The organism is Streptomyces sp. AgN23 (genome assembly GCF_001598115.1).
GTDB classification, from domain to species: domain Bacteria; phylum Actinomycetota; class Actinomycetes; order Streptomycetales; family Streptomycetaceae; genus Streptomyces; species Streptomyces antimycoticus.
In genome coordinates this window covers 6,441,662-6,460,921 of sequence record NZ_CP007153.1, presented here as the reverse complement: position 1 = coordinate 6,460,921, position 19,260 = coordinate 6,441,662, and the positions used below count along the sequence as shown (strand labels likewise).

The window sequence follows — 19,260 nt, the reverse complement described above, 5'->3', positions numbered from 1 at the left end:
CACCACGCGCCGTCCAGCAGGCCGCGGGCACTAGGCGCGCTGCGCCCGCTCCACGCCCCCGCCGCGACCCTCGGCCGCCGTGCCGTCCACCGGACGGCCCTCCAGCCGATCCCCGCCGCCCGTGTGATCCTTCTCATCCACGCTATCGGTGTGATCCGCGTCATCCGCGCCGTCCGTGCCGTCCGTGCCGTCCGTGCCGTCCGGAATGACCGCCGACACACGGAAGCCACCCGCCTCCGTAGCCCCCGACACAAAACCCCCACCGAGCGTCGACACCCGCTCCCGCATCCCGACCAGCCCATTCCCCCCACTCGGCAGCCCGGCATCCGCCGCACCCCGCTCCGACGGCCCGTTCTCCACCTGAACCGCGATCTCGGCCGAACGATGCGCCACCCGAACCCGGGCACTCGCGCCCGGAGCATGCTTATGGACGTTGGTCAACGCCTCCTGCACCACCCGATACGCCGCCTGCTCCACCGAAGCCGCATACCGCCGCCTCTCACCCTCCACCGACAGCTCCACCGCCATCCCGGCCGCCCGGGACTGCCCCACCAGCGCCTCCAGCTCCGCCAGCCGCGGCCCCCCGAGCGCCCCCACATCCCTCCCGGCCGCCCCCGCGGCCTCCGCAGCCGCCGAAGCCGCGACCGCCACCGACGCCAGCGGCCGCTCCTCGGCAGCAGCCGCGGACGAACCATCGACATCGACAGAAGACCCGGCCACATCGGCGGCCCGATCCCCGGCAGCGGACACCGGCCCCGACGCGGCGGCCGAAGCAGCACCCGGAGCCCGCAGACCATCCTCCGACCGCAACACCCCCAACATCTGCCGCAACTCCGTCAGCGCCTGCCGCCCCATATCGCCCACCAGCGCCGCATTCTTCGACGCCTTCTCCGGATCCTTGAGCGCCACCGCCTGCAACGCCGCCGCATGCACCACCATCAAACTCACCCGGTGCGCCACCACGTCATGCATTTCCCGCGCGATCCGGGTCCGCTCCTCATTACGCGCCCACTCGGCCCGCTCCTCCGCCCGCTCCGCCAGCAGCGACAGCTCCCGCTCCAGACCGTCCGCCCGCTCCCGCAGACTCTCCACCAGCCGCCGCCGCGCCCGGACATACAACCCCAACAGCACCGGCGGAGCGGTCAGCCCCAACGTGAGCACCATGGCGAACATCGGGGCCTCCCACACGGAGGTCCCCAGACCACTCTGCGGATTGTCCCGCCGAACGCCGATCACCGTGACGAGGAAGCTCCCCACCGCCGCCATCCCGGCCAGCAACGCCGTGATCCGGCGCGGCACCTCGGACGACGCCAGCGTGTACAGCGACACGACACCGAGCAGCAGACCCATCTCGGCGGGCGTGATGGCGATCGATATCAGCACCACGGCGATCGCCCAGCGCCGCCGCACCACCAGCGTGGCCCCGACGACCACCCCGATCAGCACCCCGACAACAACCGGAATCCGGGCATCATGCGCGAAAGAGACACCCTCTACGGCACACTCCACCGCCGACGCCACGGCGAGCAGGACATCGAGCCCCATACTCCGCCGCCGCGACCACCACCACGGCCCCACGGGTACGCCCCGTGTGCCCGTCGCCTCTTCCCCCGTCGAACTCATAGCGACCAGCCTACGGCCGGGCGCCAGCGCTTTTCCCGGGGACACGGCGGCGCATAAGAGACTCGAACATCAGGCAAAACCTCCCATTTAACTCGAACGAATGAATCGCCCACGTTTTCGACCCGGCGCGTCCGGATGTCGAACGACCCTGTGGCCATGAACGCACCACGGCGCCGCGACGGCGACAGCATGGGCGGCCTCCTCGACGGGTCGACCACGTTCGAAGAACTGAGAGAACGGGCGATCGCGTTACGGAAAGAGGGGATGAGCCGCAGACAGATCCGCGACCGGCTGAAGGTCAGCAACAACGACATCCTGAACCGCCTCCTGGAGGGCGAGCCGCCACCCGAGTGGACCAGGCGCCCCAACGCCAAGGACGACCTCCGGGCCAGGGCGCGCGAGATGCGGCTACGGGGGATGACATACGACAGGATCCAGCTGGAGCTCGGCTGCTCCAAGAGCTCCATCTCGCTCTGGGTCCGCGACCTACCGAAACCGGACCGGCCGCCGCGCACCCGGGAGGAGGCGTCGGCGATCGCCCAGCGGGGGTGGGAGGCGACGCTGCGGCAGCGGGAGATCGAGCGGCAGCGGACGAAGCTCGCCGCAGCGAAACCGTCGTCTTCATCAACAGCGACCCCGACATGATCCAGACCTATCTCGCATGGCTCAGCCTGCTCGGGGTCGAGCCGGAGCGGCTCCGCTACCGAGTGATGATCCACGAGTCCGCCCAGGTCGCCGACGCGGAACGCTACTGGGCGAGCCTGGTCGGCGTGGACGTCGACACCTTCGAGAAGACCACCCTGAAGAAGCACAACCCCAAGACCGTCCGGAAGAACGTCGGCGAGCACTACCGAGGGTGCCTCGTGGTCCGCACCCTCAAAGGGGCCGACCTATACCGTCGCATCGAAGGCTGGTGGTACGGCATAGTGGTGGGGGCCAGGTCGACGATCTAGCAGGTTGTCCGATTTGGCACCTTTTGCCATCCCCTGTGGTGTAATCGGCAACACGTGGCACTTTGGATGCTTTGTTCCAGGTTCGAGTCCTGGCAGGGGAGCTTTATATTCCGTTTTCCCGGGTCCTGACCGTCCGGCTCGGGACCCTCCTTCCTTTCCGCCCGGAAACCTCTCGGTATCCTGCGGGTGTCCACCCCCGAAGCCGAAGGGCACACCCGTGAGCGCCAACCGCCCGGCAGCCGTCGTCGTCCTCGCAGCGGGTGAGGGCACCCGCATGAAATCGGCGACCCCGAAGGTTCTGCACGCCCTCTGCGGCCGCTCCCTCGTCGGGCACGTCGTAGCCGCCTCCCGTGAGCTCTCGCCCGAGCATCTCGTCGTCGTGGTCGGCCACGCCCGGGAGCAGGTCTCCGCGCATCTGGCCGAGATCGACGCCGAGGTGCGCACCGCCGTCCAGCATGAGCAGAACGGCACCGGGCACGCCGTCCGGATGGGTCTGGAGGAGCTGTCCGACAGCGGGGTCGCCCTCGACGGCACCGTGATCGTCGTCTGCGGTGACACGCCGCTGCTGACCGGCGAAACGCTCCAGCGGCTCGCCGCGGCGCACTCCGGCGACGGGAACGCCGTGACCGTGCTGAGCGCCGAGGTCCCCGACGCCACGGGTTACGGACGGATCGTGCGGGACGACGCGAGCGGCGCCGTCACCGCGATCGTGGAGCACAAGGACGCGACCGACACACAGCGCGCCATCCGTGAGATCAACTCCGGGGTCTTCGCCTTCGACGCGCAGTTGCTCACCGACGCCCTCGGCAAGGTGCGCACCGACAACAGCCAGGGTGAGGAGTACCTCACCGACGTGCTGGGCATTCTGCGCGAGGCCGGGCATCGGGTGGGCGCGTGTGTGGCGGCCGACCACCGCGAGATCGTCGGGATCAACAACCGTGTGCAGTTGGCGGAGGCGCGCCGGCTGCTGAACGACCGGCTGCTGGAGCGCGCGATGCTGAGCGGGGTGACCGTCGTCGATCCGGCCACCACCTGGATCGATGTGACCGTCACTTTCGAGCCGGATGCGCTGGTGCACCCCGGTACCCAGTTGCTGGGGGCCACTCACCTGGCCGCGAATGCCGAGGTGGGGCCGAATTCCCGGCTCACCGACACCACGGTCGGCGCGGGGGCGGTGGTGGCGTTCACGGTCGCGGATGGCGCGGTGGTCGGCGCGGGGGCGAGCGTGGGGCCGTACGCGTATCTGCGTCCGGGGACCCGGCTGGGTGCGAAGGCCAAGGCGGGTACGTATGTGGAGATGAAGAACGCCACGATCGGCGAAGGCACCAAGGTGCCGCATCTGTCCTATGTGGGCGATGCGACGATCGGTGACCAGACCAATATCGGTGCGGCGAGCGTCTTCGTGAACTACGACGGTGTGAACAAGCACCACACCACCATCGGCAGCCACTGCCGGACCGGGGCCGACAACATGCTCGTGGCTCCCGTCACGATCGGGGACGGCGCTTACACCGCCGCCGGATCGGTCATCACCAAGGATGTGCCCCCGGGCTCGCTCGCCGTCGCACGCGGACAGCAGCGGAACATCGAGGGCTGGGTCGCCCGCAAGCGCCCCGGAAGTGCCGCGGCACAGGCCGCCGAGGCCGCTCGTCGGGAGGACGAGGGCCAGCAGTGACATGTGCACAGGTACGTCGTGCGGGGCGTACGGTGAAAGTGCACCAAAGCGACATCCAAGGAGACTTGTTGTGACCGGGATCAAGACGACCGGCGAGAAGAAGCTGATGCTCTTCTCCGGCCGCGCCCACCCCGAGCTGGCCGAGGAGGTCGCCCATGAGCTGGGCGTCAGCTTGGTCCCGACCAAGGCATTCGACTTCGCCAACGGCGAGATCTACGTACGTTTCCAGGAGTCGGCGCGCGGTGCCGACTGCTTTTTGATCCAGAGCCACACGACTCCGATCAATAAGTGGATCATGGAGCAGCTCATCATGGTCGATGCGCTGAAGCGGGCTTCCGCGCGCTCGATCACGGTGATCGTTCCGTTCTACGGCTATGCCCGTCAGGACAAGAAGCACCGTGGCCGTGAGCCCATCTCGGCGCGGCTGATCGCCGACATGCTGAAGACGGCGGGGGCCGACCGGATTCTCACGGTCGATCTGCACACGGATCAGATCCAGGGTTTCTTCGACGGTCCGGTGGACCATCTCTTCGCGCTGCCGGTGCTCGCGGACTATGTGGGTGCGAAGGTCGACCGGTCCAAGCTGACCGTGGTGTCGCCGGACGCCGGCCGGGTGCGGGTGGCGGACCGCTGGTGCGACCGGCTGGGCGCGCCGCTGGCGATCGTGCACAAGCGGCGGGATCCGGATGTGGCGAATCAGGTCACGGTGCATGAGGTGGTCGGTGATGTGGAGGGCCGGGTGTGTGTGCTGGTCGACGACATGATCGACACGGGTGGCACGATCTGCGCGGCGGCGGAGGCGCTGTTCGCGAATGGCGCGGAGGACGTGATCGTGACGGCCACGCATGGTGTGCTGTCGGGTCCGGCGGCGGACCGGTTGAAGAACTCGAAGGTCAGTGAGTTCGTGTTCACCAATACGTTGCCGACTCCGAGCGAGGTGGAGCTGGACAAGGTGACGGTGTTGTCGATGGCTCCGACGATTGCTCGCGCGGTGCAGGAGGTCTTCGAGGATGGCTCGGTGACCAGCCTGTTCGAGGAGCAGGCGTGAGCGGCTTAACCTGCTCTGCCCGGGTCTGGAGGCCACTCCCGTACGGGGGTGGCCTCATCCGTTGGTAGAATTGCCGGGTTGCTCGGCGAGGGAGGCCGCGTTTGATCGCGGCTGTCCGTTATCGACGCGCTCTTCGTAGCAAGGTCTGTCGTGGGCCGGGTGACGCCCACACACTAAACGATCTACGAGGAGTGCCCCATGGCCGAGGTCAAGATCTCCGCTCAGCCCCGCACCGAGTTCGGCAAGGGTGCGGCCCGGCGTACCCGTGCGGCCGACCGTGTTCCCGGCGTGGTCTACGGCCACGGCGTCGACCCGCTGCATGTCACGCTTCCGGCGCATGACCTGCTGATGGCGCTGAAGACCCCGAACGTTCTGCTGCGCCTGAAGGTCGAGGGCGGCAAGGACGAGCTGGTCATCCCGAAGGCCGTGCAGCGTCACCCGATCAAGATCGGCGTTCTGGAGCATGTCGACCTGCTGCTGGTGCAGAAGGGCGAGAAGGTCACCGTGGAGGTGCCGATCCTCACCGAGGGCGACCTGGCCCCGGGTGGCAACCTGCTCGAGCACCTGCTGAACGCGCTGCCGGTCGAGACCGAGGCGACCCACATCCCGGAGTCGGTCACCGTCTCCATCGCGGGTCTGGACGCGGGTGCCACCATCCACGCCAAGGACATCACCCTTCCGGCGGGCACCACGCTGGCGGTCGAGGACGACGCGGCCGTGCTGCAGGTGGTCGCCGCCCAGGCCGAGGCTCCGGCCGAGGAGGGTGCCGAGGGCGAGGCGGGGGGCGCCGAGGCGTAGTCTTCGGCTGCTCCCTTTCGCTTTCCGGCCGCCGTCCCGCCCCTGTGGTGGGGCGGCGGCCGTCCTCAAGGAGAGACATGCAGATGACGGACGACGCGAGCCCTTGGCTTGTGGTGGGCCTCGGCAATCCCGGGGGCGAGTATGCGGGCAATCGCCACAATGTCGGCTTCATGGTGGCCGATCTGCTGGCGGAGCGGATGGGTGCCCGTTTCAAGGCGCATAAGTCGCGGGCGCAGGTCGTCGAGGGCCGGGTGGGTCCGCCGGGGCCGTTGAGCCGCCGGGTCGTGGTCGCCAAGCCGATGTCCTTCATGAATCTGTCGGGCGGTCCGGTGACCGCGCTGCGCGACTTCTACAAGGTGCCGGTCGGTCATGTCGTGGCGGTCCACGACGAATTGGACATCGATTACGGCGCGCTGCGGTTGAAGGTCGGCGGGGGTGACAATGGCCACAATGGCCTGAAGTCGATCACCAAGTCGCTGGGTGCGGACTACTGCCGGGTGCGCTTCGGGATCGGCCGTCCGCCGGGCCGGATGGATGTCGCGGCGTTTGTGCTGAAGGACTTTTCCGCTGCGGAGCGCAAGGAGTTGGACTACTTCGTGGACCGTGCGGCGGATGCGGTGGAGACGCTGATCGCGGACGGGCTGGAGCGCGCGCAGGGGACGTACAACTCCTGAATGACGCCGTTCGCCCGTTTGTTCGGCGGAAGGTTGACCGAGCGCCTGGGGATGGCAAGGATCGCCGCCATGGCTTCCACCGGTGTGACCAAGCGCAGCCGTACGCGGCGGGCGGGCGAGAGCGCGTACGGGCTTCTGTTGCTGACGAAGAACGTGGCGATGGGGCTTGTCGCGTTGCTGATTCTGGCCGCCGGGGTGTGGTCGTCCTGGGATGACGCCAAACCGACGATGCTCACCAAGGGGCTTGAGCGCGGCACCGTGACGGTCTCCGACTGCGGCGACGAATGGTGCACCGGCTCGTTCGCTCCGGCCCGCGCGGGTGGCGAGTCCCATGGCCGGGTGCGGGTCGACAAGGCGGTCACGGACGGGACGGGCGACCGGGTTCCGGTGGCCCTCAAGCCGGGCACGGATCGCGCCGTCCGTACGGGTGCCGCGGGCATCCTCCACGCCTGGGTTCCCTTCGGCGGCTCGCTCCTCCTCACCTCCCTGATCGTCGCGGGCGGCCTCGGCCTGCGCCGCACGGGCTGGACGATGGGCCTGCTGGGCGCGGCGCTGCTGGGCGCGTCCTTCGCCACGCTTACGCTGTAGCGCTCACCGGGTGCCCCCCCTGGTCTTGGGCTCGCCCTTCGCCCCGGGACCACCCCGCCGTGGGGTGTGACCCGCCGCGTAGGCGCGGCCAGTTCGGCACCGCCGGACTCCGCCGTGCGGGTCCTCGCCGTCGCGACGGGAAAGAGAAGCCGCCGCCACCGCCCGGCCGACCGCCGGAACGCACTGACGCCGTACCCATCATCGGACGCCCCCGCGGCCACGGACGCGCGCTTCCGCCTCCACCGCCGTGTGACCCGTCCCATGGCACGGCCCGATCGGCACCGCCGGACTCCGCCGTGCGGGTCCTCGCCGTCGCGGCGGGGAAGAAGTGGCGGCTGGCCGCCGTGGGGCACGAGGTGCGCCCAGCCGCGGGGCTGGAGCGGGTAGCGGCGGAGCCTGCTGTACGTCGGGGGCCGGCGGCGGAGCCCCCGGGAAGCTCAACCCCCACCACGCACCGGGCGGGCTCGCTCCCCCTTCGGGAGTGGGCCCGCCCGGTGTCAGGCATACGCTCTGTTCAGCCCGTGTTGCGGAGGCCCGCCGCGACGCCGTTGACCGTGAGGAGGAGGGCGCGGCCGAGCAGCGGGTCGGGCTCTTCGCCTCGTTCGCGGGCGGTGCGCTGCCGGTGGAGCAGGGTCACCTGCAGATACGAGATCGGGTCGAGGTAGGCGTCCCGGACGTGGAAGGTCTGCTTCAGCACCGGGTTGGAGTCGAGGAGTTCGCGCTCACCGGTGATGCGCAGCACCTCTCGTACCGTCAGTTCGTGTTCTGCCTGGATGACGTCGAAGACGTGCTTGAGGTCCTCGGGGACCAGTGTGTCGACGTAGTGGCGGGCGATCCGCAGATCGGTCTTGGCCAGGGTCATTTCGACGTTGGACAGGAAGTTGCGGAAGAAGTGCCAGTGCTGGTGCATTTCGTCGAGGACGCCGTCGAGTCCGGCTTCGCGGGCGGCCTTGAGGCCGGAGCCGACGCCGAACCAGCCGGGGACGATCTGCCGGGACTGGGTCCAGCCGAAGACCCAGGGGATGGCCCGGAGTCCGTCGAGGCCGGCGCCGGAGTCGGGGCGGCGGGAGGGCCGGGAGCCGAGGTGGAGGTCGGCGAGTTGGTCGACGGGGGTGGAGGCGAAGAAGTACGCGGGCAGGTCGGGGTCGTCGACGAGGGCGCGGTAGGCGCCGTGGGCGGCGTCCGAGACGGTTTCCATGGCCGCGTCCCAGCGGGCGAGTGCCTCGTCGGACTGGCGGGGCGCGGTGTGCAGGGCGGATGCCTGCAGCGTGGCGGCGACGGTGAGTTCGAGGTTTTCGCGGGCGAGCGAGGGCACGAGGTACTTGTCGGAGATGACCTCGCCCTGTTCGGTGACCTTGATCTCGCCTTCGAGGGTGCCCCACGGCTGGGCGAGGATCGCGTCGTGGGTGGGGCCGCCGCCGCGGCCGACGGTGCCGCCGCGGCCGTGGAAGAGCCGCAGCCGTACGCCGTGCCGGTGGGCGACGTCGCGCAGCAGCCGCTGGGCGCGGTGGATCTCCCACTGGGAGGTGGTGATGCCGCCGAACTTGGACGAGTCGGAGTAGCCGAGCATGACCTCCTGGACGTCGCCGCGGAGGGCGACGAGCCGTCGGTAGGAGGGGTCGGCGAGCATTTCGTCGAGGAGCTTGTCGGCGATCTTGAGTTCTTCGGTGGTCTCCAGCAGCGGGACGATGCCGATCTTGGCCCAGCCGGCGTGGAGGTCGATGAGTCCGGCCTCGCGGGCGAGGACGGCGGCGGCGAAGACGTCGTCGGAGCCCTGGCACATGGAGATGATGTAGGACTCGACGATTTCGGGGCCGAAGCGCTCGAAGGAGTCGCGGATGGTGCGGAAGACGCCGAGGGTCTTGGCGCCGGCGGCGTCGAGGGGGGCCGGGCTGGGGGCGAGGGGGCGCCGGGAGCGCAGTTCCTTGGCGAGCAGCTTGCGGCGGTAGTCGCGGGGCATGTCGGCGTAGCGCCAGGATTCCTCGCCGAGCCGGTCGAAGAGCTGGCCGAGTGCGTGGTGGTGGGCGTCGGCGTGTTCGCGGACGTCCATGGTGGCGAGCTGGAGGCCGAACGCGGCGAGGGTGCGGATGGCCCGTTCGAGCCGGCCGCCGGCGATGAGGTGGCCGCGGTGGGCGCGCAGGGAGTCCTGGATGAGGTGGAGGTCGGCGAGGAGTTCGCCGGAGCCGAGGTAGTCGCGGCCGGGCTGGTGGGGGGTGTCGCCGGCGAGCCGTTCGCGGGTGTTGACGATCTTCTGCCGCATGCAGGTGGCCTTGAGCCGGTAGGGCTCTTCGGCGTTGAGCCGCTTGTAGCGCGGGCTGATCTCGGGCAGCAGTTCGAGGTCGCGCTGGAGGGAGGCGAGGAGTTCCTCGGAGGCGCCGGTGTTGCGGATGGAGCTGGAGAGGGCGGCGCGCAGATCGTCGATGATCTCCAGGGCGTCGGTGATGCCGTGTTCGTGCTGGAGGATCAGGACATCGCGGGTCACCTCGGGGGTGACGTTGGGGTTGCCGTCGCGGTCGCCGCCGATCCAGGTGCCGAAGGTGAGGGGGCGGGTGGTGGCGGGCAGCTCGACGCCGACGCGCATCAGTTCGGCGGTGAGGTCCTCGAGGACGTCGCCGACGGCGCCGGCGTGCAGTTCGTCGAGGTAGTAGATGGCGTTGCGGGCCTCGTCGGCGGGTTCGGGGCGGGCGACGCGCAGTTCGTCGGTCTGCCAGAGCAGGTCGATGTTCTCGGCGAGCCGCAGGTCGGCGCGGCGGGCGTCGCCGCCGATGGCGAGGGTGTCGAGCAGTTCGGCGATGCGGCGGAGCTTGGTCAGGACGGTGCGGCGGGCGGCCTCGGTGGGGTGGGCGGTGAAGACGGGGCGCACCCCCAGGTGGGCGACGGTCTGCCGGAGGTGCTCGGGGTCGGCGTCCTTGAGCTGGTCGACGGTGCGGGCGAGGATGCCGCCCTCGGCGGCGCGGCGGGTGCGCAGCTCGCGGCCGCGGTGTACCTGTTCGGTGACGTTGGCCAGGTGGAAGTAGGTGGAGAAGGCGCGGACCAGCTTGGCGGCGGTCTCGAGGTCGGTGGAGCCGAGCAGGTCGGCGGCGGCCTCACCGTCGCTGCGGGTGAGGGCGCGGACGCGCTCGACGAGTTCGAGGAGGTCGGGTCCCTCCTGGCGGACGAGGGTCTCACCGAGCAGGTCCCCCAGACGGCGGATGTCGGCACGCAGAGCGGCGTTGGTGTGGTCGGCACTGCTCACAGGTGCGGGCTCCTTGCAGTGAACGGGGTTCGAAGCGCGGCATCAGGGCTTGTGCGGCGGGCGCCGCGGGCTGCTGACCCGGTGCTTTCGGCCATGTGCGGACCGCGCTGTCCGACGTTCCCAGGATAGGCGGCGCGACCCTGGGTGAGACCAGAGCCCTATTGCCCCGCTTCCCGGCCCTGCCATACTTACGACGCCGTAGGTTACGGATCCGTAGCCATGCCCCGAGCCCCACGAGGGATCCCATGACTGCAAGCCCCGACGTGGTCAACGACACGCCGAAGGCCCAGGAGGCCCCGCTTCCCTACGCCACGCTCGGCGGGGACAGCAAGCGTTCCGTCGAACAGATCACCCTTCTCCTGTTCATCACCGTCCCCTTCGTCGCGCTGGTCGCGGCGGTTCCCCTGGCCTGGGGCTGGGGGGTCAGCTGGTTGGATCTGGCGCTGTTGGTGTCGATGTACTACATCGGCTGCCACGGCATCACGATCGGCTTCCACCGTTACTTCACTCATGGCTCGTTCAAGGCGAAGCGGCCGCTGCGGATCGCGTTGGCGATCGCCGGGTCGCTGGCCGTGGAGGGGCCGCTGGTCCGCTGGGTGGCCGACCACCGTAAGCACCACAAGTTCTCCGACGCGGACGGCGACCCGCACTCCCCGTGGCGGTACGGCGAGACCGTGCCGGCTCTGATGAAGGGGTTGTGGTGGGCACATATCGGATGGATGTTCGATGAGGAGCAGACGTCCCAGCACAAGTACGCACCGGATCTGATCAAGGACGGTGCCGTCCGGGCGGTCTCCCGCCAGTTCGTGGTGTGGACGCTGGTCTCCCTGATGCTGCCCCCGCTGATCGGCGGGCTGGCGACCTGGTCCTGGCAGGGCGCGGTGACCGCCTTCTTCTGGGGGTCCCTCGTCCGGGTGGCCTTGCTGCACCATGTGACCTGGTCGATCAACTCGATCTGCCATGCGGTGGGCAAGCGCCCGTTCAAGTCGCGGGACCGCTCCGGCAATGTGTGGTGGCTGGCGGTGCTCTCGTGCGGCGAGTCCTGGCACAACCTGCACCACGCGGATCCGACCTGTGCCCGGCACGGGGTGATGAAGGGGCAGCTGGACTCCAGCGCCCGGATCATCCGCTGGTTCGAGAAGGCGGGCTGGGCCTATGACGTCCGCTGGCCGAGCCAGGCCCGTATCGACTCCCGCCGTCAGGAGGAGTCCGCCGGAGCGGCATGATGGAGGGCGTGGCGACCGACAGTAATACCAGCGGTGAAAAGGACCGGCGGGGCCGGACAGGCCGGCCCTCCGGATCCGGGACCCGGCGGCCCCGCCGGGTCCGGATGACCGGCAAGGAGCGCCGGGAGCAGCTGCTGGACATCGGTCGCACGCTCTTCGCCGAGCGTGGCTTCGAGGGCACGTCGGTGGAGGAGATCGCGGCGAAGGCGGGGGTCTCCAAGCCGGTGGTGTACGAGCACTTCGGCGGCAAGGAGGGGCTGTACGCGGTCGTGGTGGACCGTGAGATGCGGCGGATGCTGGACATGGTGACGACATCGCTGACCGCGGGCCATCCTCGGGAGCTGTGCGAGCAGGCCACCTTCGCCCTTCTGGACTACATCGAGGAGTACACGGACGGCTTCCGGATCCTGGTCCGTGACTCCCCCGTCGCCCAGTCGACGGGCACCTTCGCCTCGCTGATCAGCGATATCGCCACCCAGGTGGAGGACATTCTGGGCCTGGAGTTCAAGGCCCGCGGCTTCGACGCCAAGCTGGCCCCGCTGTACGCGCAGGCGCTGGTGGGCATGGTGGCGCTGACGGGCCAGTGGTGGCTGGACGTCCGTAAGCCGAAGAAGGCCGAGGTGGCGGCGCATCTGGTGAACCTGGCCTGGCACGGTCTGGACGGTCTGGAGCCGAAGCCGCGGCTGATAGGCCACCGCAAGAACTGACCCGCCGATCCAGGGGAGCGCTGCGGCAACGCGTGCCTGGCGCGCTCGCGCTGGCCGGGCGCTCGGCCGTCGTCACCGTGAGCGATGAGGGTGCGGGCGACATCCCGGTCGCCGCTCCGCCCGAGGGGGACGACGAGCACGGGCGGGGCCTGTATCTGGTCGCGGCGCTGGCGCACCGCTGGGGCGGGCGACGCTCCCGCGCGGGGCTGACCGTATGGGCCGAGGTTGTCGCGGAAACGGGGACAAGACTTCCGAGGGAAGGGGCTGTACCGGCACCCGACTCACCCCGGACCGGAACGGCTGAGCATCACGGCTTGACGATGGTCTCTCCGATGACGAAACCCTTCGCGGGGCCGTCGGGGATGACGGCGTCGGTGCCGTAGGGCACGCGGTGCTCGTCGGCGTAGACGGCCTTGTCGGGGTCGGGCGCCGTGAGGATGACGACCGTGCCGTCGCCGTCGAAGTCGTCGATCAGGACGAACTCCAGCCGGTTGCCGACCGGGTCCTCGGAGAAGAAGCGGCGGTGACCCGGCAGTTTCTCGTCCCAGACGACCTCGGCACCACGCCCGGCGAGGCGGGTGGCGAAGGCTGCTATGCCGACGACCCTGAGACCCGGGTGGGCCTTGCGGGAGGGGCGGAAGTCCGGCTCGATGCCCAGGTGCAGCTGGACCGGGCCGCATCCGAACCACAGGCCGCCGTTGGCGGCGAGGGCGGCCGGTTTGGGGATCTCGATCATGCCGAGGGCCCCGCCGTAGTAGGCGCGCAGGGTGGACTCGGCGCCGGGCGGGGCGGCGAGTTGGGCGTGGTCGAGGGCCGCGATCATCGCTGGGCCATTCGAGCCACGACGAAGATGCGGCGGAACGGGAAGGCCGTGCCGTGAGGCGCGGAGGGATAGGCGTCGCGGAGGAGGGAGGCGTAGGCGGCCAGGAAGCGGTCGCGGGCGGGCGGGTCGTCGGCGAGGGCGGTCAGGACCGGGCGCAGGGCGGTGCCCTTGACCCAGTCGAGGACGGGGTCGAGGCCGGTCAGGACCTGCACATAGGTGGTCTCCCAGGCATCGACCTCGCAGCCGAGCGCGGCCAGGCGCGCCAGGTATTCGGTGGGCTCCAGGACGTCACCGGGGTCGCGGACGCGGTCGGCGAGGCGGTCGCGCCACTCGGGGGCGTCGCACAGATCGCGCAGCAGGGTGTGGCTGGGGGCGGTGAAGTTGCCGGGGACCTGGAAAGCGAAGATGCCGCCGGGGCGCAGTCCGGCCAGCCAGGCGGGGAAGGCGTCGGGGTGGCCGGGGATCCACTGGAGGGCGGCGTTGGAGACGATCAGGTCGTAGGGCTCGTCCGGCGCCCAGTTCCGCACATCGGCCTGCCGGAGGTCGAGGCGGCCGCCGCTGGTGGTGGGGCCCGCGAGGGGCTGGGCCTCGGCGAGCATCTCGGCGGAGTTGTCCAGGCCGGTGACCCGCGCGTCGGGCCAGCGGTCGAAGAGCAGGGCGGTGACGTTGCCGGGGCCGCAGCCGAGGTCGGCGATGCGGGGCGGGCGGCCGGGGTCGGTGGGCGGCTCGGGGACGCGGGCCAGCAGGTCCAGGAAGGGGCGGACGCGGTGGCCGGCGTGGCGCAGATACTGCCGAGGGTCCCAGTTGGGCGCGGTGGTCATGGTCGGTTCCCCCTGTGGGTACGGTCGGTATGGGGCGCGCCGCCGTGACCGCTGCGCGTCCCGGTGTATTACCGTTGCCCACGGTATCTCTTGATGTCAAGAGACTTCATGTCGACAGACCCACTACACTGATCGCTATGGAGGACGAGGTCGATCGGCTGGTCGCGGCGTGGCGGCGGGAACGCCCCGACCTCGATGTGGAACCGCTGGAAGTGCTCAGCCGGGTCAGCAGGCTCGCCCGCCATCTGGACCGGGCGCGGCGGATCGCCTTCGCCGAGCACAATCTGGAGCCCTGGGAGTTCGACGTCCTGACCTCGCTGCGCCGGGCCGGGCCCCCGTATCAGCTCTCCCCCGGGCAGCTGCTGACCCAGACCCTGGTCACCTCGGGCACCATGACCAACCGCATCGACCGGCTCGCCAAGAAGGGGCTGGTCGAGCGGGGGCCCGACCCGAGTGACCGGCGCGGTGTGCTGGTCCGGCTGACCGCCGAGGGGCGTGACCGCGCCGATCAGGCACTGGCCGGGCTGCTGGACCATGAGCACGCCATTCTGGCCGAGCTCTCCCAGGCCCAGCGCGCCGAACTGGCCGCGCTGCTACGCCAGTTGACCGCCCCGTTCGACAATCTCCCCGGCTAGGTCGACCGGGCCCACCCCGGCTCGCCGGGCCAGCGCCACGGCCGCCAGCGTGGAGTGCACGCCCAGCTTTCCCAGCACATTCTGCATATGGGTGCGGACGGTGTGCGGGGAGAGGAAGAGCCGCTCGGCGACGGCCTTGCGGCCGAGCCCGGCCACCATGCAGCGCAGCACCTCCCGCTCACGCGGCGTCAGCGACTCGACCAGGCGCTCGCTTTCGGTGCGGTGCTTACGGGCGGCCGTCAGCTCCCGCAGGACGCCGGTGAGCAGAGCGGGCGGCAGATGGGTCTCCTCCCGGAGCACCCCCCGGATGACCGCGAGCAGCCGGACCAGCGAGCAGTCCTTGGCGACCCAGCCGGACGCCCCGGCCTGCAGCGCCACCGCCGCGCGGCGCGGATCGTCGCGCTCGGCCAGCACCACGGTGCGCACCCCCGGCTGGGTGGAGCGGACCGCGCCGACGAGCCATATGCCGTCGGCCGCCCGGCCGTTCACCACCCGGGCGGGGCCGCCGTGCGGCCCGCTGTGCGGCGTGCCGTTCGCCCCGCCGTAGGCCACCTCGGCCGGTACCGGGAGCGGTGGGCCCACACCCTCGGCGGCCGTGCCCAGATCGGCGTCGACCAGCAGAATGTCGAAGCGGCGCCCCTCCGCCGCGGCGCGCTCCAGACAGCGCAGCGCCGCCGGGCCGCTGCCGGCCGCCGCCACGTCCACGTCCTGTTCCGCCGCGAGGGCGGCGGCCAGGGACTCGGCGAAAATACGATGGTCGTCAACCACGAGAACCCGAATACGTGCCACGGACAACCCCCCAGTCGCCGGATGAAGATTCCGGATACACCGAGAAACAGTGCGGGTACGGCGCCCGGCGCAAGGTCACCGCAACCCGCACGGCCGCCGCCGTGCTGTGATTGCTACCCCGCCCCGGGCGTCGTACCTGACTGTCTCGCCCCCTGATGGGCGTCGGCCCCCACCGACGCTGTACTCAGAGTAAGGCTGTGGTCTCATATAGGAAGCGGTTTGGCGAAACTGACTGTTCTCGGCTGTTCACTGTGCGTTTCTTGTTCGCTCTTGGGGACTGAGTGATCCACAAGCCGCGAAGATGTACCGAGAACGATCCGCGACGCGATCAAGGGGCCGGTGGCGACGGCCGGCTACAGCCGTCGCACCCCCGCCTCGGCTACAGCCGTCGCGCCCCCGCGCTGGGCACCGCCGGGAAGATCCGTGGAGCCCCGTGGCCTGCCGCGCCGAACGCCTCGGTCACCGCCTTGCCCACCGCCTCCGCATCCGCCTCCGCCACCAGCACGATGGCCGAGCCGCCGAAGCCGCCGCCGGTCATCCGCGCCCCGAGCGCACCCGCCTCGTTCGCCGACTCCACGACGAGGTCGAGCTCGGCACAGGAGATCTCGAAGTCGTCGCGGCAGGAAGCGTGCCCGGCGGTCAGCACCGGTCCGATACGCCGCGTGTCCCCGGCGTCGAGCAGCTCGATGACCTCCTCGACCCTGCGGTCCTCGGTCACCACATGGCGCACCCGCCGCCGGGTGGTCGCGTCGTAGCCCAGCCGCTCCAACTGGGCGAGCGTCGCCTCCAGCCCGTCGAAAGGCACATCGCGCAGCGCCGGCACCCCGAGCGCCTCGGCGGCCGCCTCGCAGGCGGCGCGCCGGTTCGCGTAGGCGCCGTCGCCCAGCTCGTGCTTGACGCGGGTGTCCACCACCAGCAGCCGCAGCCCCTCGGCCGCCAGGTCGAACGGCACCTGGCGCTGGGTCAGGTCACGGGCGTCCAGGAACAGGGCGTGTCCCTCGGTGCAGCACGCGGACGCCATCTGGTCCATGATCCCGCAGGGCACGCCCACGAAGACGTTCTCCGCGCGCTGGCACAGCTGGGCGATGCGCCGCGGGGTGAGCCCCAGTCCGTACAGATCGTTGAGCGCGGTGGCCGTGACCACCTCCAGCGCGGCGGACGACGACAGCCCGGCGCCGGTGGGCACGGTGGACTCGAAGTGCAGGTCCGCACCGCCGGCCGCGCCCGTCAGCAGCCCCGCATCGCGCAGCGCCCAGACCACTCCGGCCGGATAGGCCGCCCAGCCGCCGCGGTCGCCGCCGCCGGCCCCGCCCGCGACCGGCACCAGCTCCTCGACCCGCAGCTCGACGACCCCGCCCGGGGCGTCGCCCGAGTGGAGCCGCAGCACCCCGTCGGTGCGCGGGGTGGCGGCGGCCAGGCAGGTGTGGGGCAGGGCGAGCGGCATGACGAAGCCGTCGTTGTAGTCGGTGTGCTCACCGATCAGATTGACCCGGCCCGGCGCCGCCCAGACGCCCTCCGGGTCGGTGCCGTAGATCTCGTGGAACCCCGCCGTGGCCTGCCCGGGGCCGTGCTCGTCCGTCACTGACTCTCCCTCCGCTGCGCGAACTCCCATGCGTCCGCGACGATTCCGGCCAGGTCGGCGCGGGTCGGGCGCCAGCCCAGGCGCTCCTTGGCGCGCTCGGCGGAGGCCACCAGGACCGCCGGGTCGCCGCCGCGGCGCGGGGCGGCGATCTCCGGGATGGGGTGGCCGGTGACCTGGCGCACCGTCTCGATGACCTCGCGGACGGAGAAGCCGTTGCCGTTGCCGAGGTTGCAGATCAGGTGCTCGCCCGCGGAGGCCGCGCCGAGGGCGAGCAGATGGGCGTCGGCGAGGTCGGCGACGTGGATGTAGTCGCGGACGCAGGTGCCGTCGGGGGTGGGGTAGTCCTCGCCGAAGACCGAGATCGCCTCGCGCCGGCCCTGGGCGACCTGGAGCACCAGGGGGATGAGGTGGGACTCGGGGTCATGGCGCTCGCCGTACGCCCCGTAGGCGCCCGCGACGTTGAAGTAGCGCAGGGAGACCGCGGCCAGCCCGTGCGCGGCGCATTCGCCGCTGATCATGTGGTCGACGGCGAGCTTGCTGGCGCCGTAGGGATTGGTGGGCGCGGTCGGCAGGTCCTCGGTGATCGGGACCTGGTCGGGCTCGCCGTAGGTGGCGGCGGTGGAGGAGAAGACGAGGGTGCGCACCCCGGCGTCGCGCATCGCGGCGAGCAGCTCGGTGGTGCCCCCCACATTGTTGACCCAGTACTTCTCGGGGTTGACGACGGACTCGCCGACCTGGGAGAACGCCGCGAAGTGCAGCACGCCGTCGAAGGTGGGGTCGAGCCACTTGCCGGCGTCCTGGATGCGGCCCTCGATGAACTCCGCGCCCTCGGGGACCCCCTCCCGGTGCCCGGTGGACAGGTCGTCCAGCACGGTCACCCGGTGACCGGCTTCGAGCAGATGCGCCGCGACCACGCTGCCGACATAGCCGGCGCCGCCGGTGACCAGGTACTTCTTCTGGTGCGCAGTGTTCACTTGCTCGCTACCTCTCGCAGTCGCTCGGCCGCGGCCTCCGGCGGCACATCGTTGATGAACACATTCATGCCGGATTCGGAACCCGCGAGAAACTTCAGCTTGCCGGAAGTGCGGCGGATGGTGAAAAGCTCGAGGTGAAGTGCGAATTCACCGCGGTCGGTCATGCGGTACGGCGCCTGGTGCCAGGCGGAGATGTAGGGCGTGGGCGGCTCGCCCTCCCCGAAGATCCGGTCGAAGCGCTTCAAGAGTTCCAGATACATCTGTGGAAACTCTGTGCGCGCGGCCTCGTCCAGCGCCGGCAGGTCCGCGACCCGCCGCTTGGGGTAGAGGTGCACCTCGTACGGCCAGTGGGCGGCGTAAGGGACGAACGCGACCCAGTGCTCGCCTTCGAGCACCACCCGGCGCCCGTCGGCCAGTTCATCGGCGACCACATCATCGAACAGATTCCGACCGGTGGCCACACGGTGCTCGGCGAGCGAACGGAGCATCAGCTGTGTACGAGGGGTCACAAAGGGATACCCGTAGATCTGGCCGTGCGGATGGCCGAGGGTGACGCCGATCTCCTTACCGCGGTTCTCGAAGCAGAAGACCTGCTCGACGGCGGGGTGCTGGGCCAGCTCGGCGGTGCGGTCGGTCCAGGCGTCGAGCACCAGAGCGGCCTGCGCGGCGTCGAGGTCGGCGAAGGAGGCGTCGTGGTCGGAGGTGAAGCACACGACCTCGCACCGGCCCGAGTCCCCGGCCAGTGACGGGAAGCGGTTCTCGAAGACCGCGACGTCATAGCCGGAGGCGGGGATCTCGCTGTGCCGCCCCTCGCGGGAGGGGCACAGCGGGCATTCGTCGGCCGGCGGGTGGTAGGTGCGGGCCTGGCGGTGGGAGGCGATCGCCACCCGGTCGCCGAGGAGGCGGTCGTGCCGGATCTCCGAGCGGGTCGCGATGGGGTCGAGCGGCCGCTGGTCGACGGCGTCGCGCACCGCGTCGTCGCGCGCGTCGTAATAGATCAGCTCGCGTCCGTCCGCAAGCCGCGTCGCCGTCTTCTTCACTCCGCCAGCTCCTGTCAGGTGCACCCAACACAACTCAACATAATGAACCACAAGTCAACAGTGGCGTCA

At 70.3% G+C, this 19,260-nt stretch carries 15 protein-coding genes, 1 tRNA gene and 2 pseudogenes; 10 read left to right on the top strand and 8 right to left on the bottom strand.

All coding sequences use genetic code 11. The features are described 5' to 3' along the window. Positions 1–30: 30 nt before the first annotated feature. Complete coding sequence (locus AS97_RS28135; protein WP_210565869.1) at positions 31–1,623, bottom strand: histidine kinase; 1,593 nt, start codon at positions 1,621–1,623, stop codon at positions 31–33. Between the two features lie 189 nt (positions 1,624–1,812). On the opposite strand from AS97_RS28135, the pseudogene AS97_RS28130 reads away from it, so the two are divergent. From AS97_RS28130 to AS97_RS28100, 7 genes and pseudogenes are all read left to right on the top strand, one after another. Next, positions 1,813–2,576, top strand: a pseudogene (locus AS97_RS28130) (hypothetical protein). 29 nt (positions 2,577–2,605) lie between these two features. Continuing rightward, a tRNA-Gln gene (locus tag AS97_RS28125) sits at positions 2,606–2,677 on the top strand. 116 nt (positions 2,678–2,793) lie between these two features. Beyond that, positions 2,794–4,251 carry a bifunctional UDP-N-acetylglucosamine diphosphorylase/glucosamine-1-phosphate N-acetyltransferase GlmU gene (gene glmU / locus AS97_RS28120; RefSeq protein WP_079059420.1) on the top strand — a complete coding sequence of 486 codons (1,458 nt, stop codon included), beginning with the start codon at positions 2,794–2,796 and terminating at the stop codon, positions 4,249–4,251. 70 nt (positions 4,252–4,321) lie between these two features. Continuing rightward, positions 4,322–5,299 (top strand): ribose-phosphate diphosphokinase, encoded by a 978-nt coding sequence (locus AS97_RS28115; RefSeq protein WP_059144717.1) that lies wholly within the window; start codon positions 4,322–4,324, stop codon positions 5,297–5,299. A gap of 198 nt (positions 5,300–5,497) precedes the next feature. Then, positions 5,498–6,097 carry a 50S ribosomal protein L25/general stress protein Ctc gene (locus tag AS97_RS28110; RefSeq protein ID WP_059144718.1) on the top strand — a complete coding sequence of 200 codons (600 nt, stop codon included), beginning with the start codon at positions 5,498–5,500 and terminating at the stop codon, positions 6,095–6,097. An 83-nt stretch (positions 6,098–6,180) separates the two neighbouring features. Next, entirely contained in the window at positions 6,181–6,771 is a 591-nt protein-coding gene (pth, locus tag AS97_RS28105) for an aminoacyl-tRNA hydrolase (RefSeq protein WP_059144719.1), read from the top strand. Positions 6,772–6,840: 69 nt separating this feature from the next. Further along, a complete protein-coding gene (locus tag AS97_RS28100) occupies positions 6,841–7,359 on the top strand; it encodes a hypothetical protein (RefSeq protein ID WP_059144720.1) in 519 nt (172 codons plus the stop codon). Positions 7,360–7,873: 514 nt separating this feature from the next. Here AS97_RS28100 and ppc read toward each other — a convergent pair. Then, positions 7,874–10,594, bottom strand: a complete 2,721-nt coding sequence (ppc, locus tag AS97_RS28095) for a phosphoenolpyruvate carboxylase (RefSeq protein ID WP_210565868.1) — start codon at positions 10,592–10,594, stop codon at positions 7,874–7,876. Between the two features lie 245 nt (positions 10,595–10,839). Here ppc and AS97_RS28090 point away from each other — a divergent pair, with 245 nt between their 5' ends. Both AS97_RS28090 and AS97_RS28085 read left to right on the top strand, forming a co-directional pair. Continuing rightward, entirely contained in the window at positions 10,840–11,820 is a 981-nt protein-coding gene (locus tag AS97_RS28090) for a fatty acid desaturase (RefSeq protein WP_185930369.1), read from the top strand. Beyond that, entirely contained in the window at positions 11,817–12,527 is a 711-nt protein-coding gene (locus AS97_RS28085; RefSeq protein WP_059144723.1) for a TetR/AcrR family transcriptional regulator, read from the top strand. The genes AS97_RS28090 and AS97_RS28085 overlap by 4 nt, the downstream gene beginning before the upstream one ends. Positions 12,528–13,002: 475 nt before the next feature. Here AS97_RS28085 and AS97_RS28080 read toward each other — a convergent pair. Next, positions 13,003–13,350, bottom strand: a pseudogene (locus tag AS97_RS28080) (glyoxalase); the annotation flags it as partial. Further along, positions 13,347–14,171, bottom strand: coding sequence for a trans-aconitate 2-methyltransferase (locus AS97_RS28075; protein ID WP_210565867.1), 825 nt, complete (start codon positions 14,169–14,171; stop codon positions 13,347–13,349). The pseudogene AS97_RS28080 and the gene AS97_RS28075, both read right to left, overlap by 4 nt. Before the next feature lie 137 nt (positions 14,172–14,308). Between AS97_RS28075 and AS97_RS28070 the strand changes: the two genes are divergently transcribed. After that, positions 14,309–14,806 (top strand): MarR family transcriptional regulator, encoded by a 498-nt coding sequence (locus AS97_RS28070; RefSeq protein ID WP_014054422.1) that lies wholly within the window; start codon positions 14,309–14,311, stop codon positions 14,804–14,806. Here AS97_RS28070 and AS97_RS28065 read toward each other — a convergent pair. The 4 genes from AS97_RS28065 to galT all read right to left on the bottom strand — a co-directional run bounded on the left by AS97_RS28065 (position 14,765) and on the right by galT (position 19,191). After that, entirely contained in the window at positions 14,765–15,595 is an 831-nt protein-coding gene (locus tag AS97_RS28065) for a response regulator transcription factor (protein ID WP_059144727.1), read from the bottom strand. The genes AS97_RS28070 and AS97_RS28065 overlap by 42 nt on opposite strands. 379 nt (positions 15,596–15,974) lie before the next feature. Beyond that, positions 15,975–17,177: a galactokinase gene (galK, locus tag AS97_RS28060; protein WP_086708637.1), complete on the bottom strand. Its 1,203-nt coding sequence runs from the start codon at positions 17,175–17,177 to the stop codon at positions 15,975–15,977. Next, positions 17,174–18,151 carry a UDP-glucose 4-epimerase GalE gene (gene galE / locus AS97_RS28055; protein ID WP_059144729.1) on the bottom strand — a complete coding sequence of 326 codons (978 nt, stop codon included), beginning with the start codon at positions 18,149–18,151 and terminating at the stop codon, positions 17,174–17,176. The genes galK and galE overlap by 4 nt, the downstream gene beginning before the upstream one ends. Continuing rightward, positions 18,148–19,191: a galactose-1-phosphate uridylyltransferase gene (gene galT / locus AS97_RS28050; protein WP_086708635.1), complete on the bottom strand. Its 1,044-nt coding sequence runs from the start codon at positions 19,189–19,191 to the stop codon at positions 18,148–18,150. The genes galE and galT overlap by 4 nt, the downstream gene beginning before the upstream one ends. Between the last annotated feature and the right edge of the window lie 69 nt (positions 19,192–19,260).